Annotated in this window: 12 protein-coding genes; 4 read left to right on the top strand and 8 right to left on the bottom strand. The window is 60.9% G+C overall.

The window, feature by feature from the left end:
• Nucleotides 1-342 precede the first annotated feature (342 nt).
• From HY298_16745 to HY298_16735, 3 genes are all read left to right on the top strand, one after another.
• On the top strand, nucleotides 343-2,946 hold the full coding sequence (locus HY298_16745; protein ID MBI3851906.1) for a hypothetical protein: 2,604 nt from the start codon (nucleotides 343-345) through the stop codon (nucleotides 2,944-2,946).
• A gap of 81 nt (nucleotides 2,947-3,027) precedes the next feature.
• Entirely contained in the window at nucleotides 3,028-3,396 is a 369-nt protein-coding gene (locus tag HY298_16740; GenBank protein ID MBI3851905.1) for a hypothetical protein, read from the top strand.
• 16 nt (nucleotides 3,397-3,412) lie between these two features.
• Nucleotides 3,413-5,377 (top strand): DUF4838 domain-containing protein, encoded by a 1,965-nt coding sequence (locus HY298_16735; GenBank protein ID MBI3851904.1) that lies wholly within the window; start codon nucleotides 3,413-3,415, stop codon nucleotides 5,375-5,377.
• Between the two features lie 183 nt (nucleotides 5,378-5,560).
• Here the strand turns inward: HY298_16735 and HY298_16730 are convergent, their stop codons facing one another.
• The 7 genes from HY298_16730 to HY298_16700 form a co-directional block, all read right to left on the bottom strand.
• Nucleotides 5,561-8,164: a beta-galactosidase gene (locus HY298_16730; GenBank protein ID MBI3851903.1), complete on the bottom strand. Its 2,604-nt coding sequence runs from the start codon at nucleotides 8,162-8,164 to the stop codon at nucleotides 5,561-5,563.
• Nucleotides 8,118-9,827 (bottom strand): hypothetical protein, encoded by a 1,710-nt coding sequence (locus tag HY298_16725; protein ID MBI3851902.1) that lies wholly within the window; start codon nucleotides 9,825-9,827, stop codon nucleotides 8,118-8,120. The genes HY298_16730 and HY298_16725 overlap by 47 nt, the downstream gene beginning before the upstream one ends.
• Before the next feature lie 26 nt (nucleotides 9,828-9,853).
• Nucleotides 9,854-11,494 (bottom strand): DUF2961 domain-containing protein, encoded by a 1,641-nt coding sequence (locus tag HY298_16720; GenBank protein ID MBI3851901.1) that lies wholly within the window; start codon nucleotides 11,492-11,494, stop codon nucleotides 9,854-9,856.
• A 47-nt stretch (nucleotides 11,495-11,541) separates the two neighbouring features.
• Nucleotides 11,542-12,411, bottom strand: coding sequence for a hypothetical protein (locus HY298_16715; GenBank protein MBI3851900.1), 870 nt, complete (start codon nucleotides 12,409-12,411; stop codon nucleotides 11,542-11,544).
• Nucleotides 12,412-12,688: 277 nt separating this feature from the next.
• A complete protein-coding gene (locus tag HY298_16710) occupies nucleotides 12,689-14,842 on the bottom strand; it encodes a right-handed parallel beta-helix repeat-containing protein (GenBank protein ID MBI3851899.1) in 2,154 nt (717 codons plus the stop codon).
• 215 nt (nucleotides 14,843-15,057) lie between these two features.
• Nucleotides 15,058-18,228 carry a glycoside hydrolase family 92 protein gene (locus tag HY298_16705; protein MBI3851898.1) on the bottom strand — a complete coding sequence of 1,057 codons (3,171 nt, stop codon included), beginning with the start codon at nucleotides 18,226-18,228 and terminating at the stop codon, nucleotides 15,058-15,060.
• Nucleotides 18,229-18,560: 332 nt separating this feature from the next.
• Nucleotides 18,561-19,814, bottom strand: coding sequence for a glycoside hydrolase family 99-like domain-containing protein (locus HY298_16700; protein ID MBI3851897.1), 1,254 nt, complete (start codon nucleotides 19,812-19,814; stop codon nucleotides 18,561-18,563).
• Between the two features lie 261 nt (nucleotides 19,815-20,075).
• Here HY298_16700 and HY298_16695 point away from each other — a divergent pair, with 261 nt between their 5' ends.
• On the top strand, nucleotides 20,076-20,771 hold the full coding sequence (locus HY298_16695) for a DUF1080 domain-containing protein (protein ID MBI3851896.1): 696 nt from the start codon (nucleotides 20,076-20,078) through the stop codon (nucleotides 20,769-20,771).
• 105 nt (nucleotides 20,772-20,876) lie between these two features.
• Here HY298_16695 and HY298_16690 read toward each other — a convergent pair whose 3' ends face one another.
• Complete coding sequence (locus HY298_16690; GenBank protein MBI3851895.1) at nucleotides 20,877-21,665, bottom strand: class II aldolase/adducin family protein; 789 nt, start codon at nucleotides 21,663-21,665, stop codon at nucleotides 20,877-20,879.
• Nucleotides 21,666-21,918: the final 253 nt, after the last annotated feature.

The following is a 21,918-nucleotide window of genomic DNA, read 5'->3' as shown; positions in this document are numbered from 1 at the left end:
TTGCCAGTTTTGCCTGCTGCTTTAGCGGCATGACGCACGCTGGCCACGGTGGGTTTCAGGCGAAGTTGAGAGTTGAGGGTTGAGAGTTGAGAGAAAATCAGGCGTTGTCCGGCGCGGGGGATGACGCGCGGTATTTCCAGATCAGCGTGCCGGTGCAGCCGGACACGTTAGAGTCCAAGCTTTAGCTTGTCCGCGCGGAAGGGGACACGCTAAAGCGTGGACTCCAACTGAGCTCGCGGGCGGCACTGGCCGCGCTCCGCGTTCGGCCTTGACCTGGTTTGGGCGCGGGAAGAGCCTGCTTTTCGTGTCCGGAAACTAAACGCTTACGCTTTGGCAGACCAAATGATTGCCCAATACCACTCAGCCGACTCGTCGTCGGAAGTTGCCCAAGACAAAACCATTGGGTTTGCCGATGCGATGAACCGGCGGCATCCAAGCGGGGCAGGGAGCCGCTTGGGCAAAGATAACCGCCTGGCGAGGATTCTGGCCCACGGGCTGGCCCTGGTTTCACTCCTGGCAGCTTGGGTGGCCTCGGCAAACCCGGCGGCAGCAAGTTCGGCGGATCGAAATGGAAACGCGCGACAAATTGAATTCATTGACACTGCCGATCAGATCGGAATCGAGAGCGCGGAAATGCGGATCGTCTTCGATCGGCACAGCGGTTGCCTGTCTTCGTTGCGAAATCAGACGACCCAGGATGATTACCTGAAGGAACACGCAAATCGCGGGAACCCTTTCCGGTTGTATTCAGATTTCATCCGGCCTTTCGAGTTGGAAGATGACCCCGCCGACATTGCCGCCACCATCAGCGACCCGCGGTTCTGTCGCGTGGTGTCGGCGTCGCGCGTGGAACGCGGCATGGGTCGGGGAATCCGGCTGGTTTCGCGCGATGCCGCCAACCGTTGGGAGACCCGACTCGAGGTCGTGGCCACAAATGCCAGCAGCGCTGCATGGACGTTGGAAGTGGTCAATGTCGGGTCCGCGCCGGCGAAGGTCATGGTGGACTTTCCGTTTCTGAACCGGGTTTGGCCGGGAAAAAATCGGCGGAAGAATCTGGCCACGGTGCAGGATCAGGCGGGATACATTGGCCTGGCCCAAGATTACAAAGGCGGCGTTTATGGCAACTCGCATGAATGGTCCATGCAATGGCATGCCGTGTTTGATCCGGATTCGGGCGGCGCCCTCGGGCTGATCATCCAGGACCCGGACGTCCTCAATAAACGTTTCTGGGCCGGTTCGGCGTTGTTGCGGGTGACATCATTTCCAGCGCAAGAATTGCAGCCGGGACAGAGCCTGGTGCTGCCGCCGGCGTGGATCAAAATCTACCGGGGTGACTGGCGGCCCGTGGCGCGGGAATACCGGAGTTGGTTCGCTCAGGCTTTCGCCCCGCCGCCGCTCCCAGAATGGTTTCGCCATTCCGACGGTTGGACCGGCAAGTGGTTCGGCAAACGCGGCGGCGCCCTCATGCCGGGCGCGGTGCCCATGGACAGTTTTCGCGATTTGTGGGAGGCCTACTTGCGGGACCAGGTTGACAATCAGGAGTTCGCCTTTCATGACCGCGGCTGCCAGTTTCCGGTGTCCACCAACTCGCAGGGCGTGCTCAGTTATATTCACACCACTGGTGACAACGTGCTCCGCGAGGACTTGGGCGGAGCACCGGCCCTGCGTGAAGGCGTCGCCCGCGTGCATCAGCAGGGATTTCATTTCACGTTCTATGTCGAGGGATACATTGTCCATGAGACGAGCGATCTGGCCAAGGATGGTCGCGCCCGACGCTGGTCCATCATGAACAAAAATGGATCCCTCACGGGCAACTACACGGACCACGGTTTCTACCATATATGCCCGGCGAGCGTCGAATGGCAGGACCACCTGGCCGCCCGTTGCGGCCAATTGGTTCGCGAGACCGGTGCCGATGGTGTTCGGCTGGACTCGCTGGGTTTCTATTACCTGCCGTGTTACAACCCCGCCCACAAGCATCCGCATCCGTTTGTTTACAATGACGGCATGCGGCAGCTTCTGAGCAAGGTGAGCCGGGCCGTGCGGGAGGCGAACCCGGAGGCAGTGCTCACGACGGAAGCACCCGTGGATTTCTACGCGCCTTACACCCAGGGCGCGCTCCAGAGCTTTTGCCCGAGAGAGATTCCGCTCATGCGCGTGGCTCTACCCAACTACCGTCCGTTCCTGTATGGCCCGTTGGGTCCGGTGTGGGGATCGTTGAGCGGCCTAGCTGGTGGCACGGGCAAGGGGGAACGCCAGTGGCGGTGCGCGCGGTTTCCGGTGGAAGAGACCGTTCTTGAGGGTGAGGTCGAGGAGCACCCGACCGCAACTCCGCAACGCGTCGTCTGCCGGCTATTTCGCGGCTCGGACCACTGGGCCTTGGTGGGCGCGCGCGTTGACTCGGACAAGCCGTGGCTGTTCCCCAGCGGGCTGGATGGTGAGCCGGCCCTCGGCTTGGATGAACATCTGGGACCGGTGCAGGTGCGCATTCCGGGGCTGGCGCCGCTCGTGGAATCCGCCGTTGTGTTCGATGTCGAGACTCTGAAGGCGCAATCCATCGCGGTCAACCACACCCGTCCCTCTCGCGCCCCTTCGCTGGAGGTGGCGACTAACGATCTGCTGCTGACGCTGGACTCGCGATGGTTTGTGGCCGTCCTGCGAAAGAGCGGTTGTCATCCCGTAGTGACCTTCAACGAACCGCCCGCTGTGCGACCCGGGCAGAAACTGCGTTTGGATTTCCAGCTTGTGGCCGCGAGCAATAGTGCCGTGCGCGAGGCGACCGCCACTCTCCGTGCGCCCGGTCTGAATGTGAATCGTGAAGTGCGCATCCCGAGTGAGGTGATCCTGGACATCCCGGCGGATTGCAGGGCCGGCGTTTTTCCGGTGATCCTGGATGGCCCGGGTGTCCTTGGCTGCAAGCGATTCGTGGAGGTCGCGACTCCGTAACCAACCCTTGACACTTCAAAGAGCACATGAAACCGAGTCTCTTCTCTGTCAGTTACGCCGGCTTCTGGGGGCCAGGCAACCTTGAGCCTGCCTGATTTCATTGCGCGCGCCGGCCGGCTGGGCTTCCCCTCGGTCATGCTCGCCGGCAAGCGGCCACATCTCTCGCCGCTGGACGCGACGCCGGCTTTCTTGCAATCGCTGCGGGACGCGCTGGCCGCGGCGCGGGTGCGTTGCGACATCGTGGCCGGCTACACGCACCTCGCGCCGGGTGGCGCTGCCGAGGTGCCCGTCATGGAATTTCAAATCGCCTACGTCGAGTCGCTCGCGCGCCTCGCGGCGCAACTTGGCGCCTCCGTCATTCCGTGGAGAGTTGGAAGCATTCTTCTTGTCGCCAGGCTTCTGACCGAGTATCCAACCGTTCATGCGGGAAAAACAAACTCCCATCGGTAATCGGAGGAGACGCGACATGGCGAAGTCCGGGGTGCGTATCTCGTCGCGTCAGATTGTTGCGTGTGCGCTGCTCCTGTGCGGCGCGACTGTGTCGTCCGCCAACGCGGACGAGATCGAGATCGTCCGCGACGGACGCTCGCTCGCGGTCATCGTCCTGAAGCCCGGCGCACACGCCATGGAGCAGGAGGCGGCCGACGACCTCCGATGGGCGGTGCAAGAGGCGACCGGCGTGGCACTCGAGCTCGTGCCCGAAGCGCCGCCCGCCGGCGAACGCGCGCCAATCCGAATCGGATCAAAAGTGAGCCTTCTATCGGGCACACCGTATGACGCTGGTGACGTGCGCTCCGGCGGAGGTGGGATCGAGATCTTGGGGGCGACACCTGCCGGGGTGGCTAACGCTGTCGCGACGATCCTCCTGGAGGACTTCGGCGTCCGCATGTACTACCCCGAGGCGCAATTCACGATCGTGCCGAAGTCGAAGAGCCTGCGGATTCGGACACGAACCGTTGCCCCGCAATTCGCCTACCGGCTTTGGTCCGGCCTCGTCGGGCGCGACGCAGCCGCCTATGTCCGGCGAAATCGGCTCACCGACGCCCGAATTCCAATCCGCCACCACGGTTTCGGCCACAACCTCGCCTCGATCATCTCGGTCGCCAAGCACGGCCAGGAGCACCCCGAGTATTTCGCTCTCCGGAGCGGCGTTCGGCAGGTTCGCGGCAGCCACTCCGGCGACACTCCGCAGCCCTGCTTTACCAACCCTGACGTCGTCCGGTTGAGCATTGAGGCCGCACGCCGCTACTTCGACGAGAACCCGTCGTTGGACACGTTTTCGCTTTGCGTCAATGACAACTCGCGGTATTGCGAGTGCGACACGTGTGCCGCTCTGGACAAGCCCTACCGCAACTTGCCCGTCGGGCGGCAGTACTCCGAAAGCTACTTTGGCTATGTCGCGAAGGTCGCCGAGGCCGTCGCGCAGTCGCACCCCGGCCGCTACCTCGGCGTCTTTGCCTACTGGAACGTCGAGCAACCGCCGCGCAACCGCACGCGCCTGCCGGACAATGTGCTGGTCGCCCTGACACTCGACATCCTGCAACACTACGACCCGGCCTACCTCGACAAGGATCGCGCGCTGATCCGCGCCTGGAACGGCTCCACGAAGAACTTGCACACGTACGTTTACTATGGTCTCGGTTGGTACACGCCGCGGACGTCGCCGCACCTGGCCGCCGAGGATTTACGGTTCGCCGCCCGGAACGGCGTGCGGGCGATCTACTGTGAGTCGTTTCCGCTCTGGGCCTGGTGCGGGCCGATGCACTATGTGGCCGCGCGGCTTCAATGGGATGCCAGCACCGATGTTGATCGCGTCCTCGACGAGTTCCACCGCGACTGCTTCGGCGACGTGGCCGCCCCCATGCGGGCGTTTCACGACGCGTGCGAGCGCTACTGGACACGGCCCCGGAAGGGCAAGTGGTTCGAGGGCCTGGACCGCCTCACACCGGAGGAGTTCATGGCGGACACGGCGATCCTCCGCGAGGCGCGCGGCCACTTGGAGAAGGCGCTGGCCGAGACGCAGGACGCGCGTGTGCGCAGCCGCATCGTCTGGCTGAAGAAAGGCTTCGACTTCACGACGGCGGTTGCCGATGCGTTCGAGGCGAAGAAGACCGCGGCGGATTCCCCCGACGGCTTGAAGCGGCTGGTCTCAACTGCGGACGCGGTCGAGACTGCTTACGAATGGCTCGTGACTGAGCCGGCGTATGTTCACTCCTATTACGAGCGAGGATCGCGGTTCGACGGCAAGTGCTGGGGGTGGTTCAAAGTTCCGCTCCGAGTGGCAGCCGAGGCGCGTTGGACAGAACTGCACCACTCGCTTCCGGCTGCGGAAGCAGACGCCAAATGGAAGGCGGTTGCCAGCGAGTCCGGCCTGACCCGTTGGCTGGAGAGCCGCCGGTGGGAGTTTAACTTCGATTCCTCGGGACAATAGCAATAAACAGGATGGTTTTGTCCGGCGTGTTGATTCTCTGCAATTGAGCCTGTCGTCGCGGGCCGGTGACCTTGACTCCACTCCAGCGGAGCGCCGGCCTCCGCGCCCGGCGCGTTTCAAGATCGCCGCTGGCAAGGCGCCGTGTCTGGAGGCCAGCGTTCCCTTCTTCAGGTATTCCTGCAGTTAATACCGCAACACGCGCACCTCGCCGGTTTCCATCGGCAGCGTGAGGCACGGGCCGCGACCCAGCTTTGCGCCGGTGAGGGCGTCCGACACCGCGCTTGTGCGCCCGGTTTGAATCACGAGCGGACCGGTCTTGTGCGCCTGAATCGAAAGGAATTCCTCCGCCGCCCAGACGGCGGCGTTTTCTTCAGTGAAGAGATGCACGTCCGACATACGGGCGAAGGCGCGCACCAGTTCGGGCGTTAGCGCGGGCACACCGAGAAAGATGTCCAAACCGCGCAGGCGGCGGCGCATGGCAACGGCGGGCGAACCGTCCTTGTAAACGGCCAGCGTCTCGGCGGAATCGGCCTCGACGGTGAACAGCGGTAGGATTGGTTCCTTCGGTCCCCACGGTTTCGTCAATCCCACTTTTCGTCCCGCTTCGGTTGGCGTGGCTTCCGCCGAGCCGGGTGAAACTGCGCGATGTTTGAATCCAGTGACTTCGTTCATGGCGGCAATGTCAGCGCGGTCGGGCAGCAGGTAGCCGGGCGCGTAGCACCAGACGCGCGTCGTGTTCGGCGGACGGTGGGCGGTGAGCGCACACCTCTCATCCGATGTGAGCGACCAAACGGCGAGAAAGATTTGGAGTTTCGCGGGCACTTTGCCGGCCAGCGCGTCCGTCAGTGTGAACTGCCCGTAAGGTGCGCCGCAGCGTCCCAAGGCAGCGCGGGCATCGTAGATCAGCGGTTTCGCGGCAATGCTCGAACCGCCCGTCAGGTGACAAAAGCTGTCCTCGCCCACAATCGCCGCAATCTCCGGCGTGAACGGACGGGCGCGCTTGAGCAACGCTCGCTCGACGGGCATCAGGTGTTTCTGTTCCTCCCAAATTGCGGCATCGTTGAACCAGCCTGCACCGGGCAGGTCCATCCACCACGTTCCGAAGCCGCGCAGAGCCGCCTGTGCCGTGTTCCGCAGCATCACTTGTTGAGTCTGTCGCAGGTTGACCAAGCCGCCTTCCTGCGCGTGTTCAACAGTGCGCTTGTCGAGGTGCGTGCGCGAGTCGTCTTCGTTGAGCCAGAGGATACCGGCGTTGCGGACGCTCTCGGCGGGGCTCATGCACGGCGCGGTGCCGAGCCACTCGCGGTCGAAATAGGAAATTGGCGAGCAGAGGATATCAATGTCCTTGGACTTCAGCACTGGCGCGAGGGCGTAGTGCCCGCTGGTAGGTGCACCGTTGGCGAGCGGCGGGAATTCAAATTGATAGCCGTAAAAGAAAACGACCAGCTTCTTTCCGTCGCTGCCGCGTCGGGCGGCGGCGGCGAGGGTTAGCACCATGTCGGCCATCTCGCGTTGTTGAAAGCGCGCGAACTCAATCAGCCGCCGCTCGCGGGCCGGATCGCGCAGGAAGCCGTTGGGATGGGCGCGGCGCTCGTCGGCGGTCGGCGGTTCGGCGGTGGCGAAGTCCGCGTCGCCGCCCGCCTTCAGCCAGGCGCGGAATGCTTCGCGCGTGGCCGGGTCGTAGCCGCTCAACGGTCGTTCCCACGAGCCTTCATAGAACCACTCGCCCGTGTTTTGACCGCACGGGTGAACGCCCGCGAAGTGATCGGGAAAAGTTATCGTGAGATGCCGGCACAATTTTTCCAAGTGCGCCGCGGCGTCGGTCCGATAACCGCGATGGGAAACTGAAGCGAAGTGGCCGGGCTGGTTGGTGTCGTAAATCATCAGCGCCTCGGGATGCTGCCGCAGCCACCAATCCGGGGCGTAGGCGCTGACGCGCGGCACGAGCAGGACCTTGGGATTGACCGCAATAATTTGCCGGCAGAGATCATCGAGCGCCCGCCAATCCTGGGGTTGCTCCGGCGGCGCCCAGCAATTGGGCGCACTGAAGGAAACCAGATTCACGCCCGCATCCCGCGCCAGCGCCACTTGCGCGAGCAACGGTCCGGGCGGTCCGCCGATGTTAAGGTATTCGCCGTTGCTGACCTGATAGACTGCTGGATGGAGCTGCCGCTTCGGCGTCGCCTTGGCGCGGAACGTGACGCGGTATTTCCGGTTGGCGGAGAAACTCAGACCCAGATGGCTGTTAAGGTGGAAGTCGGGCCAGGTGCCGTTCGGTGGGTTGGTCAATTTAACGTGGAGCATCCGATTGGTCGCCGCCACCTGACCCACGGTGTTTTTTTCTCCCGGCGGCCACAAGTTCCAAACCTCGTTGAACGCTTGCGCGGCAGCAAAAATGCCTGGCGACATCACGTCCTTGCCAGTTTCCGCGTCCGTGATGCGCACGTCGGCCAGCCAAACTTCACCCGCAAGTTGACCGAAGCGAAAGTGGAGCGTGCCGGCGGCTTTGACATCCGCGCTCGGCGTGAACTCAAATGCGTGGTCCGACCACTGTTCATCAATCGTGATGCTGCCGGCGCTCGGCACGCCAAAAAAGAATCGTGGCGGGACCGGTTTGCCGTTGATGTGGATCTGCGGTCCGCCCCGCGTCGGTTGGACGCGCACAGTGACCGCGTCAGTGGCATCGGCGTCGGCGACCAACGTCCAAAGCAACAAGGCCAGCGACAGTTCGAGTTTGATTTTAATCCAGCCGAAACCGCACGTCCTGGAAGGGGATGTTTTTTTCATCGGTGATCCTCAGGGAAAATACCCAGCCGCCGTGCGAGTTGAGGTCCGTAACGGACAATTGCGACCGGCCTTTGGGCAGCGTGAACGGGACGCGCTTCTCGAACTGGTGTTTGTCGAGGTAAAGCATTCCTTTGCCGCGCGGCGGGTAATCGCTCGCGTCCAAAACAATCCGATCGCCGAGCTTGATCAAAATGCCGTCGTCCCAGCCCGTGTGCAGAAACGCGCGCCGCTCGGACGGACTATGCACAAATGAAACGAAGTGCGCGGCGGAGTTGTCCGTGTTCCGGTAATCGAAGACGCCAACACATGAGGTGACGCCGCGCGGGTCGAGATTGTCGTAAGCGAACCAACGGATCGCGCCGTCCCTCCCATTGTAGGCCGTGCGCGGGTTGATCGGTGCTTGGAACGCTTCCATCACTGCAAATTGCGGCTGCGTGTGCGGGTTGCCGACCAGACCCAGCACCCACCATCGGCCGGGCGTGCCGAAGGCATCGCAAAGTTCCTCGCCAGAAACTCGCCCGCGATCAAACCGTCGGACTTGGTTTAACAGCGGTTGGAGCGGCGAGGATTTGAGTTCGGGTTTAACCGTCAGGAGTTGATGCCAGTCGCGCAAGTCAATGTCCGGCCGCTTCAAGTCCTGTCTCGTCAGCCCGTACTTCTTCTCCAACTCGGGCGTGTGAACATACCAGGACGGTAGGCCGGAGAACGACCAGACATACTTCTTGGAAGTCGCGCGCAGAATGGCCATCTGCTCGCGCAACTCGGCGATCTCCTGTTTCCACGGCTGCGGCGGATAATCCTTCCCGCCGGTTTCGATCATGTGCGTCGGCCATACGCCGGGGGCAATGGTGCAACGTCGTCGCCAATAGTCAGCGGTCCTGGCATCGGTCAGATTGGGTATGCCGGGGTCTTCAAACCGGGTCGTCGCCAGCGCGGTGACCGGGTCGTGCAGACAGTAGGTGTATTCCGTGCCGAGATGGAAACCACCCGGAGCATCGCGATCGGCCATCGCTTGGAGCATGCCCAGCATGTAGGCGCGTCCGATGGGCCGGCCCCGCAGGTAACCTGGCAGAATGATGACTGGCGCGGCGGGAAAGGCATCCAGCAACGCGGCGGCGCATTCGTAACCCTGCCGGCGGGCGGCGGCCAACAAGTCGCCGACTGTGTAATTGGTGTAGGTGTAAATCTTGTGGTCAATCGAGTAACGAGGAAAGGGATACTCGACATCCACGCAGACGCCGCGAAAGCCCAATTGCCGGGCCACCGTGCCGATGGCGGAAAACTCGGCCGCCATTTTCCGCGTATAGGCTTCGGTAAGCAGAGTGGTCGGGGAAGGCCATTCCCCACTGTCCGAGAAGTAAACCGTCAGAAAGTTCTCCGTAACGCCGGCTTGGCGCAGCGCCCCCAGATTCGCCCGCGCCGTCTCCAGCCACGATTTGGCCTTCGGCTCTTTTCCCCCGGCTCCGATAAACCGCTCGGCGCAATCCTCCCAACTTCCGACCGTGAAGAAAAAGCCGTCGTAGATTTTTTTGATCTCGGCGGCGTGGTCGTTGAAATACGCGTTCGGTTGCGCGGAGTAACAGATCGTGGCCGGGCCGGTTCTGCCGTGAGCCGATGCGGCGAGCAGCGAACCGACAACGAGGAGCGGAAGAGATTTCTGCAAAGACAATTCAAATTGCGGGTTGCCTTTCATTTGTATCCCGCCATGTCTTCGAGGCGAAGCAGGACCAGCGAGTTGAGGCCGAAGGCGAAACGCGGCGGAGCTTTGGTTCGCCGATTTGGCGAGGCGCCGCGGCCGGCGAACTTGAGCGTGTGTTTGCCCGGCGTCAGGTCGTGCAGGTCGAAGCTGAACCAGGTCCAATCATCGCCCGCATTGCACAGGTCAAGTTCCGGACCGGTGGCCTCGCCGTCGAGGTAGGGCTGATAACGCGCGCTGAAAAGCGATAAGATCATGACCGCCGCAACCTGATAGCGACCCGGTTCCTTTACCTCGAAATCAAACTCGATCTCCGCGTCCGGCTGGCCCGGCGCGTAGATCAAACCTTCTTCTTCCTGGGTCACGAGCGCCGACGGGTTGGCGCGGAAGGTCAGGACTTTGGCCGGCAGCACGCGATACGGGGCCATGCGGTTCGTGGCCGGTGGCAATGGTTCTTCGCCCGCCACCGGCGGCGTTTGATACCAGAAGGCTACGGAACTCACCCAGTCCGGTCGTTCGTTGGATGACGACGTCTGCACGCCCGCGTCCGTGACCGAGCTGCCTTTGTGTTCGATGGAAACCTTGAGCGCGGTGCGGAAGCGCACGGGATCGGACAAGTGCCAGCGATACGCGCTGACCCGGTCGCCGGCGAAAACGCCTTCATACAAGGTCACGCCATGCGCAGGCGCGGCGAACGGACGGAAGCCCCAGGCGTCGTTGAAATAATCCTCGGTGCCGGTGCCGCACAACGATGGCCGCGACTCGCCATCAATGTAGAAATGATCGTCGCCTTCGCCGAACCAGCCGGTTTTCATCTGGTGGACCGAATAGACCGTGCCCACGTAGTTCCCGCGGCCTTTCGTGTCGAGGATGGTGTATTCGCCGGGCGTCGCGGGAAAGGCCTGGTGATACCGCGCGTGGAAATAGAGCGACTCGTCCGGTAGACTCGGCAGCTTTTCCCAGTCCACGTAGTAGTACACCTCCACGTCACCGTACCCGCTCCCCTCGTTGCTCAGGGTGATCTTGGCGCTCTTGCGAAACGGCATCCGCCAGAAACAAGTCCGCGAACGCCCGTACGAAGAGACGCTCACCGGCAGCGAATGGAAGTTGGCAATCGCGCCGTGGCCGACGCCGAAGAAATCCCCCAGCGGCGTTTCAACGCTCGGCTTCGTCATGCCGTCCCAGTAAATCCGCAGGACGAGTGAACGGCCGGAGAACGGGTTCTGCGAGGCGACCGTATTCCAGAGGTGCGTGATCGCGCCCGGCCCGGTCAATTCGGCGAGCACGAGCGATTCTCCTTCCTTGATGACACGGGAATCGCCGTTGCTGTTTATGTCAGGATTCGTGCTGGAGACGCGCCGGGTTTGGGCATCAGTCAATTGCGTCAGCGCTCGCAGCGGGTTTTCGCCCGGATTTGGGACGTTCGGGCCAGTCGCGACAGATTGTGCGCGCCCACCGACAAGCGTGAGCAGCGTGACTGCGAGCACCGTCGGCCAGCGTGCTCCACGCCATCCTGGCTCGCGATTTGCACCACGCGAACCCCGTTGCCAAAGTTCCAAAGGAACAGGACCGACCGGAGCCTGAGTAGGATTTACTGCCGGAACCGCACGGGTTGGAGGGGGTTTCGTTTTCATCTCTGGTTTATTGATCAGGGACGAGCCGCGCGGCTGCGGTAGGCGATTCATACCCCTGCCTCTTTCGCAAAATCAAAGTCCGCCAGCTTGCCTTCGAAGAAAAAGATTGTCCCATGAATGACCACCGCTTCGCCCGGCTCCAAATCCTTGAACTTTGGATCGGCGTGCATGCACGGGTGATTTTGATTGCCGATCAGTGAGAGCGTGTCTTTGTGCCAGGTCATGCCGACCCAACGCTCAACTTTGTTGGAGCGCGTGACCATGACGGGCCAGTCTGCCACCGGCTTGCCACTGGTGCGCCAGCCGACCCGGTAAGGACTCGACCCGCCTTTCAGTGTCACCGCCTGACTCAACGGAATCCAGCCCGTCTCCGGCACATGCACAAACTTGTTGTCGCGCGTGTAGTCGGAAAATTCCCGGATGCCGCGCAGAAACGCGCAAGTCTGCAACGAAATGTTTCTTAGGGGCCGGGCGCTGCCGTTCTTGAGATGCAACTCGAGCGCAACGCGCGTGTCGTTTTGCTTCGTCACGCTTCCGCCGAAACTTACGCCGTTGGGCAGTTGCCGATCGAACGCGATTCCATTCGGCACTTCTCGCCACGGCACTTTCGGCAAATCCGGGAACACGGCATCGATCCCCGGATTCACGTGGCTCAAATAAAGGAGTCCCTGGCTGGTGAAGATCGCTTCGGGAAAATCCAACCAGATGTAATCCTGGCTGGGCCACGCCGGGCTGATCCACGCAATCTGCTCCCAGGGATAATGGGGCCGCCATTGTCCGGGCAAAATGCGAATGCCCTTGGCTTGGGTTTCGTATGTGTCGCCTGGCTTGCTTGGACTGCCGGTTGCCGGAGACGGTAAAATCGTCGTGGGCTGGGCTTCTGCGGAGAAAGCGCCAGCGGCAGAGATGATTGCCACCGTTGCTCCGCTCGCTCTCAGGAACCCGCGTCTGGAGATTCTCCCGAAGGCGGAATGACGTTGGATGACTGGTTTCATTTGATGGAAGTTGCGTTTCGTTCAATGCTATAGATGTCGCCGTAACAAGTGGAGTCAGTTGTTTACGCTGGCCGATTCCCATTTGCAAAGCCGTTTACAAATTTGAGTCGATACCAATGCCGAGGGGAAGAGCGAAAAGGCATTGCAACCTCCGAGAGTGTTCCGGTCGCTCGGTAGGTTATGCAGCGGCCTCATAAACTCATGGCGAGACCGCACCAGATAAGCGCTGCAGTCCGCGACGCAATTCATCCTCGCGCAGGCCGATCTGCTCGACGGGAATGCGCCGGAACCCCAACGCCCAGGCTGGTGAATCCTTCTTCAACTCGAAGTCCGGCGCGCGCGACTGCTCGTTGGGTGACACAATCAGACTCGACGCCGCGTTCGTGAGATTGTTTTCGAGTCGCAACATCCCCGCCGTTGCGTGCCAGCCGGCTTCGAGCCATTTGCCGACGCAGACGTTGCGCACGACCACGTTGTCGTCCGGCGGTACGCCCTTGAACGCTTCGCCGGTAATCGCCGGGCCTTCGGGCGGGCCGTAATAGCGGTCGAGTGACTTCATTTCCGGATAGCGCTGGCGATAGAGCGCCAGCGGCACTTCGGCGAGCCGCTTGCGCATCGTGTCGTCCACCATGCCATGCCACACGGGCGATTTGTCGAGGCCGCGGCCATCGGCGCGCACCGCCGGATCGCAATCCACAAACAAATTATTCTCCACGCGGTGATCGCGCCCGCCGCCAATGAACATGGCCCAGTGGACTTTGTAGAACACGTTTCCGAAAACTTCCGTGCCGCTGACGCAATCGTCCATGTAAACACCCATAGAACCCATCCCCACCCCGCCGGTGTGGTGAATGAAATTGTAGCGGACCTTGTTCCCCCGAAACGTGTAGTCGCGGCCGGTGTAGATCGCGCCCACGTCGCCGGTCTCCAGCGCGATGTGATGAATCTCGTTGAACTCCATCACGTGATCATTGCCCCAGTACAGGATTGCGCAGTGCGGATGGTCGTGGATGAGGTTGTGCGACGCGCGCAGGCCGACGCCGGTCATCGCCACCGCCGGCACATAGCATTTGGACCAGCGGCCCAGGCGCTGGAAGTGGCAGTTCTCGACGAAGTGTCCGCCAGGTGTGAGCGTCTGGCGGTCGCCACCCGTCAACGACACGCCTCCGTCGCCCGTGTCAAACACGTCGCAACTCACCACACCGTGACCCGTGCCGCCGGCCATCACCACGCCGCTGTCGCCGACATTGCGGATGAGACAACCCGCAATTCGGTTACTCGTCCCGCCGTGAATCTCGACGGCGTTGCCGCGCGTCGCTTCGAGTGCGAAACCTTGGAAATTGACATGCGAAACGTCCGTGAGCCTGAGCAGCGGCTGGTCGAGCAGAGAGAGGACGGTTTCACGCGCGGCGGCAGCGGTTCGCTTGCCCATTTGCGCCGCGTCGGTTTTTGGCGGCCAGAAATAAAGCACGCCTGTTTTGCGATCGAGAAACCACTCGCCCGGCTGATCAAGTTCTTCCAGCACATTGAGGAAATAGAACCGCTGGTCCTTACGAAAACCGTAATTCCCGTGCGGCGGCGCAGTCTTGACGAGTCGTTGCTCGACATCGAGAGAAGCGACCTTCTCGTGGGAGTTCGCCCAGTCGTAGGCCCAATAACCGTGAACCCACAGATCGCTCGTGTCCCGCCAACGGCGCGGACGATCCCCGGAATAGAGAAAACCGCCCGGCAATTCGCCGAGTTTGCCGCCGTGTTCATCCTTGCGGTCAGAAGCCGCGGGGTAACCCGCGATCTTGGCGAACTCACCCTCGTTCGGCCAGCGGGCGAGCGTCATTGGCCGGTGGTCGAAGAACAGCTCGCAATGCGCCGGCACCGCGGGCCGGCCAAAGCCGCGCGATTTCATTTCGCCGAAATTCGTGATCCCGAGCGCGCGGAGGTCGAGTTGGACCACCTGACCGCGCGCCTGCTGGTCAAGTCGCGCGAGCACCTTCGCATCAGCGACGGGCGCAAAGCCCGTCAAGGTGCGCCCACCGAGCAGGCGAACGCGTTCATTCTTGTAAGCGCACCAACTAATTGGGGCGTCGGTGGTGCCGGAGTCCGCGGTCGTGAGTTCAAATGCATTGGTGCGAAAGTAGTCGCCGCCGCGCACCCAGATGGTGGTCTTTTCCGGAAATGCGCTTTGGGAGACCTTGCGCACGCGCACCGCATCCCGGGCGCGTTCGAGCGTGGCAAACGGTTTTGATCTTGTGCCGGGGTTTGCATCGGTGCCGGCCGGCGCGACGTAGAAATCGCCGCGGGCCGGGCCTGGCTTTGCGACAAGCAACGCGACGATGAAGATCAGCCGGATCAGCATGGCGGGAGATTAACGGTTTGGGATTGAGAAAGCATCTGGAAAATTCAACTCAGGCAATTCGAGCGGTGTTTCCGAAGCCCGCGAGTTCGAGCGTAAAGGGATGATCCACGAACTAGTCGCGTCCGCGCGTATAAGCGACTGAGCCTACGAGCAAGCTTGCAAGTTCAACCCACTCACGGCCTTGCTCTTCCCAAGCACACTTCGCTACTTGCCGATCAGTCCGGCAAGGGACACCCTTTCGCCCATTCCCTGTTTGGCGCCGGACCCAGTTCAAGTTCCAGGCGCCCGCCTTGCAGAATTTCTTTCTGCCGAAGCCACCACTGGTTCAGTGGTTTGCCGTTGAGCCGGGCGGATTGGATGAAGCGGTTTTGTTTCGAAGCATTCCTGGCAGTGATGGTGAAGGTCTTCCCGCCGTAGTGTTCCTTGGAGAGATGGAGAACGACCTTTGGATAAAGCGGGCTGCCGATTTCGTAAATCGGATTCACGCGACAACCGCCATCGGTCTGGAACAATCCGAGCGAAGACATTACAAACCAGGAGCTCATCTGCCCCTGGTCTTCGTCACCGAGGTAGGCGTCGGCGGGATTGTGGCCGTAATAGGCGCCGAGGATTGCCCGCGCCCACTTCTGGCTCATCCAGGGTTGTCCGGCCCAGTTGAACAGCCAGGCGACGTGCATCGTGGTTTGGTTGCCCTGATTGATTGGGAAGTCGGCGAAGCGCTCGCCCGCGGCGTTGAAGCGCGTCGGAGCTGATTTTTCAAACGCCTCGTTCAGCCGGCTAACAAAACGGTCGCGGCCCATGACGTTCACCAAACCCGGCACGTCCTGCGGCACGAACCAGGTGTATTGCCAGGCGTTGCCTTCTACAAAACCCGGCGTGTGATAGGGATCAAAGGGCGTCACCCATTCGCCGTTCGCCTTGCGCGGTCGCGCAAAACCGGTTTCCACATCGAAACTATTGCGCCAGCTCCGCGAGCGTTTCAGGAACTGCTCGGCGAGGTCTTTGCGTCCGAGCGCCAGAGCGAGTTGCGCCACGCACCAGTCGTCGTAGGAATACTCGTAGGTGTTGGAACCCCACGCCATTCGCCATTCCCCTTTGGTCTTGCCTTGCACCACAGGCCCGTCGCTCGCCACGTAACCATGCTTCAGGTAATTCTCCAGGTTCTCGTTGCCGACCGCACCACCACCCGGATACAATTGTGGCAACGTCGTCTGCATTTTGACCGCCGCCTCCAGCACTTTTTGGCGATCCACGCCTTTGACGCCGTGCTGATATGCGGCAACCATCAGCGGGATTTCGTGCTCGGCCACCATGACGCTGATGTATTCCAAGCCGCCGGGGCCTTTCGATAACCAGCCGCACTTGTCATAAAGCTGAAGCTCGGACTTCACCCAGCGGGCGGACCATTCGGGCGCGAGCAGGTTCATCACCTGGTTCATATTCCAGAACGTGGTCCAAAAGGCGTCGCAGCCCAGCATGACTGTGTCCGGGTCCGTGAGCTTCTGAGTGCGTTCGTCGGGATCTGTCCACTCGCCGTTCACGTCGCTCCAGGTGTTCCGGCCCGACAACGCGCGATAAAGGTTCGAATAGAAGCGGCATTTTTCGCGCGCGTCGGGCGTCTGGATTTCCACGTGGTCGAAAATCTGGTTCCAAACGCGCCGCTGATTCTGAACCACGGCCGCGAAGTCCCAACCGAACGGCTTGGCCAGTTCCTGCTCCAGGTTCAAGCGCGCGTTGGCCACGCTGACGAGGGAGATGCCCGTGCGCGCCAGCACCTTTTCCGCGCCGCGCGTTTTGAATTCCACAAATGCGCCGCAGTCGCCCACGAGCTTGAGCGACGGGGCGTTGGAAAAGACCTCCTCCTCTTGCCATCCTCCAAGGCTGTCGAAAGGCCGGCTGAATTGGGTGACGAAGTGAAGGTCATAGCGCTGATCGCCGTTGTAATGAACTTCCGGAACATCGGTCTGAATCGTGCCCTCAATCTCCGCCGGCCCGGTGCGGCGCACCTTGGCGTCGAGCACATGGATTTTGTATTCGGTCGGAATGTCGAAATCGAAAATCACCCGCGCCTGATCGCTGGCCGGGAAGGTGTACTCCTGCAAGCTGGCGCGCGTAGAGGCGGTCAACGCGACGCGAATGCCCGTGTCTTTGAGCAGCACCTCGTAAAAGCCGATGCCGCCGCGCTCCGTCACCTTGTTGAAACGTGAGCTGTACCCGGTACCGTCAAGGCCCGGTTTAGTGCGTAGCGGGCCGAGGGTCGGCATCATGCCCAACCCGGCCATCGTCCATTCGTGGATGTGGCTGAAGCAATCAATCTGCTCGATTGAATACTCGTAGCCCGAACACCAACCGGCGGTCTGGTTGTCGGGAGAGATTTTGACCATGCTGAACGGAAGCGATGGGCCGGGGCCAATCATCCAGCGCGAATGGGCCGTGCCTTTGAACACGTCCACGTAATCGGCCGGTGCGGCGGGCGGTGATGCGCGCAAGTTCAATTGCGATTCGTGCAGCAATTGGCCGTCGGCGCTCACGTGGAAATGCGTGCCCTTCCCTGGCGCCGAGGTCGGTGCCGGAATTTCAAAAACCTGCAGGCCGGGTTGTGTATCCAATTCCTGCGAACCTCCGCTTTCAACTTCAACCTTTAGCCTGCCCGGTGAACTGGCCCGGAAGACTTCCAAGCGGATGGTCGCGGGCATATTCTTTTTAGCGGATACCGCATACGCAGTCGTTGTCACAGACCGGATAACAGTGTTCGCTGGCGAAGCGAGCCTGACCTCTGATGGGACTTCCAATCGCAGCGCATCAAACACCAGCCAACTCCCGCCGGTGCTGCGCAGTGCGATTTCGTTGTAGCCCGGCCTGAGGAGCGTGGCGGGAAACTCCACCTCCACAACCTGCGGCTTCGCCGACCCCAAGTGGCCGCGCAATGAATCTTCGCTGCCTCCCGGACTCAGCTCGCGATTAAAAACCGTTCCGTTGATCGTGATGCGCAGCCGTGGTGGACGTTCGGGGCGCGTGTCGGCGATGTTGAGGACGAGCTTGCAGTGGTCCGCGGTCGCCGCCTGGGCCAGAACGAAGCCGATCGGCAGCGTGTTCATCTGATCCCAGCGCCCGCCACCGCTGCTGCCACCCCAGCCGTCCGACGGCCCGGGCAAAACGTAAGGCCAGTCGCTTTCCGGTTTGGAAACCCCGACGTAATAGGCGTGATCCGGACTGCCGAATTGTTGCAGGAACGCAGGGTAGTTGCTGGGCGACAGGGCGAACTCGGCGGCGCGTTGATCGGCCTGGCCAATTTGCCAAAGCGGGTGAAGCGATTCCGCGGCGTGGCAGGCCAGAGAGGCGGCCAGCAGATAACCGAGGGTGAAGCTGATGGCTTTCGTTTTCATAGAGGTTTGGTTGCTGACAATCTGGTCAACAGCGTGTCGCGCCCACCGGTGGTGAAGCTGCCTTCGGGTCGGTTCATGCGGCGAACCGCGCGGGTTGTTGCGAGCCACCGAACTATGATGGTCAGGGAAGGGCGGGCGCAAGCGGAATCTCGGAAGCCGTGGCCCAAATTCCTGGGTTGAGGCAGAAATCGAACAGAAGGTGAAGCTGCGCGTCATCGTAAAGCAAAGACACCTTCGACCTTTGACCACGAAAGATGAGGAATAGACCAAACCGGCGCGGAGAAGTCTGGGATAAAGTAATAGCGGACGAGAGCTTTACCGCGCGGCCAGAGTCAACGACCAGGCTTTACAGGAATCGACTGGTTCGTGCCGAAGACCGCCTGGACGGCATCGAGGTATTTCATCCCGTTCACCGTGTCGGGTTCGAGGTAACTGCCTTCGGTCCATTCATTCCACGAATTGATCGTCACGACTTTTGGGGCCGTGGACGCGGCCAGCAGACGGTCCTTTGTGATTTGCAAAGCCGCACGGAACTGTTCCGGTGTGTTGCCGACGAGGATCGGCGTGAATGGATAAGGATGGTCATTTGTGAACGGTTCGCTCTGGTCCGTGCGCGGGCTGGAGTCCCAGCCCATGGACACGTTTGGGAAATAGGGCTGCGGGAAGTCGTGCAGCATTTTCTCCCAGTGCTGGAAGTACCGGTCGCGGCCTTCGACGTATTGCGACACGGGAAACTCCCGCAGCGCCCCGTGATGCGTCCACACGTAGGAGGTCAGGCTGTCGAAGCCGAGTTCGGTCACCAGTTTCTTCCAATCGGCGGGCGCGGACTCACCCGGAAGGATGGGTGTTCCCCACACCACCGCGTTGAGATGCAGGCCGGGGAAACCAGCCGCGCGGGTCTTGGCGCGGAAACGGTCGAGCGCGACCCGCGTGTTGCCAACGGAGCCGAAGCTGCCGATCAACATGCCCACGTCGTAGATCGAGAAATACGGCCGACCCTCAATGAGCCAGTGCGCCGGGTGTTTGAAGTAAGTGGCGATGATGTAATCCGTCATCCGGTCAAAGGTCTCGGGCGTGACCTTGCCGGGGTACAGCAGCGGGGCTTTCCCCAGTTTCGGTTTGAACGGAAAAATTTCTGTGTAATCGTGGTTGGCCCACATGAGGCAGAACTTGAGACGATTCCGATTCGTCGCGCCGAAGAAACCCTTCTCCAGACCGCGTTCGAGGAACAAACCGTCGTTGTAGTAATACCAGTCGTAGATGAACACGTCGATGCCGTGGTCGGCGGCAGCGGCGATCTTTTGCGCCATGACCTTCGGATCGGATTCGTCGGTGTAACCCCAGAGAGGAATCTTGGGCTGTTGATGGCCGGGGAAGCGCGGCCGAGCGGCCTTGACGATTTCCCACTCACTCCAGCCCTGGCCATGCGCCTTGGCGTTGCGCGGGTCGGTGGGATGATAATTTGGAAAGTAGTACGCGGCGACGGTGATGTCGGTGGCAGGTGTCGCGGCCCGCACAGAAATCGCGCCCGCGCTGAACGCAGTAACGAGCGCGAGGCCCAAGGGACACGCCAGGACTATCTTCATGACAAACGCATACAATCAATGCTCGCGACCGGCAAACTTAAAGCAGTTCGTTTGAAGAAGGCCCACGGTGTCCGCAGACAACCCGTTTCCCACAGAGCAAATCTGATTCCTCCAAGTCCGCCTGATGCAATGCTTGGCAGAGCGCATCAAACTCCGGTTCCGTCACCGCTCAAAGCTCGTCGTCGGCAAGGTTGTCTGAGGTCGGTTGCCCAGCCGGCTTTCGGCTGTTGCTTTTCAGAAATCGATTGCCTAGCTTCATCCATGCTCAACAAACTGCGCAAAGCCTTCCAAGTAATCACCACCACCTTCGTAGTGGCGGCGAATCTTCTCTGCGTCGTTCCGGCCCAAGGTGCGGAAACCAAGAGCAAGCTGGAAAGCGACCCGCAGGGTTGGTTGGACATTCTTCCGCGTGCTGGCCTCAAAGGCTGGTTTCGCGTGCCCGTACCGCCCACTGGCCAACTGGGACGAGAACAGTGGCATGTGGATGGCGACAATAAGGCTTTGATCTGCGACGGAGACGGCGGTCATGACATGCTCCTGTTCGACCGCGAAATCGGCGACGCCATTTTTCATTTCGAGTTTCGCTACACCAAGATCGATGGCAAGTCGGGTTACAACAGCGGTGCTTACGTCCGCAATTCCAAGGACGGCGCGATCTGGCATCAGGCTCAATTCGGCGATGCCAAAGACGGCTTCCTGTTTGGCCAGACGCCGGGCACGAACGACCAAAAGAAATCGTTCAACTTGAGCAAGCAGGTTACGGACATGCGTGTGAAACCTGCCGGCGAATGGAACACGCTGGAATTGACCGCGCGGGGCAAGGTTTTGACTCTTTGGATCAACGGTGCGGTCACTTGTCAGTTTGAGGATTGTGGCCGCGAGAAAGGCTACCTCGGCTTGGAAGGGGAAGGCTACCACATTGAGTTCCGTAATTTGAAAGTGAAAGAGCTGCGCTGAGTCAACTGCTGCTGCGGGCGAAGCTGCCGGTTTATGCGGCATCCATCTATTGATGGATTGAGTCGAACCCGTCGCGAACGCCAGCGGTAAGGTCAGTTGCTTCGCTCAGGCCAGCAGGTCGGGATGCTTGCGGGTGATGAATTGATACAACGGCTGAAAACTAGCCCACGCCGCCAGGTCGGAGGCGATGAAATCGCGGGTCTTGATCGCCACCTCATGGGGAATGTGTGACGGTTTGCCAACCATCTCCGCCAGTAGCTGCGATTGGCAACAGCGATCCATCGAAATGAAAAACCACGCGGCGATGTCCACGGATTTGCCCACGGTCAGCAAGCCGTGGTTTTTCAGAATCGCCGCCTTTTTGCCGCCCAGAGCGCTGGCGATCTGCTCGCCGTCGGAAGTTTCATTGACCACGCCGCTGTAGTGATCGAACACCGCATGATCTTCATAAAAGGCGCAGGCGTCCTGGGTGATGGGGTCGAGCAGACGTCCGAACGTTGACCAAGTTTTCCCGTGAATGGAGTGGGCGTGGGCGGCGGCAATCACATCAGATCGCGCCTTGTGAATGGATGAATGGATGGCGAAGGCGGCGGCATTGACCGGTTGATCGCCCTCCATCACTTTCCCCTCGTGGCTGACGAGCACCAACTCAGCCGAGGTCATGTGCGCAAAATGAACTCCGAGCGGGTTGACCCAGAACCGGTCGGTGTGTTCGGGGTCTCTGACGGTGATGTGTCCCGCCAACCCCTCGTCATAACCGAAATGTGCAAACAACCGAAAGGCCGCCGCCAGCCGCTGTTTGCGATGTTTCCGTTCCGCCTCCACGGTGTCAAATTGCGGAGGCGTCAAGGCCGAGGATGCCTTGGTGTTCCCCAACGGGTTACCTTTAGTCATAGTGTCCATAGTGGTGTTCGACTTGTTTCGGGTTCGCACCCGAAGCTCACGCCGCCTCGCTCTGAGATCAGATTATATTTCCATTCACGCCTACCCGCGTTGGCTCAATGCCTGGATATCTCAATGCGCATCGTACGGATTAAGAATGACCTTTTCCAATCAGAAAATTAATCCTGGAAAACTTTTCCTGACCACCCCGAGGAAAAGGGCCATGCTCACGAGCCACGAAGAAGGCTTTTGCTTGACGTCGTTT

The sequence above is a fragment of the Verrucomicrobiota bacterium genome, assembly GCA_016200005.1.
Classification (GTDB): Bacteria; Verrucomicrobiota; Verrucomicrobiia; order Limisphaerales; family PALSA-1396; genus PALSA-1396.
The sequence above is the reverse complement of the archived record's forward strand: the minus strand, read 5'-3'. Positions and strand labels throughout refer to the sequence as shown.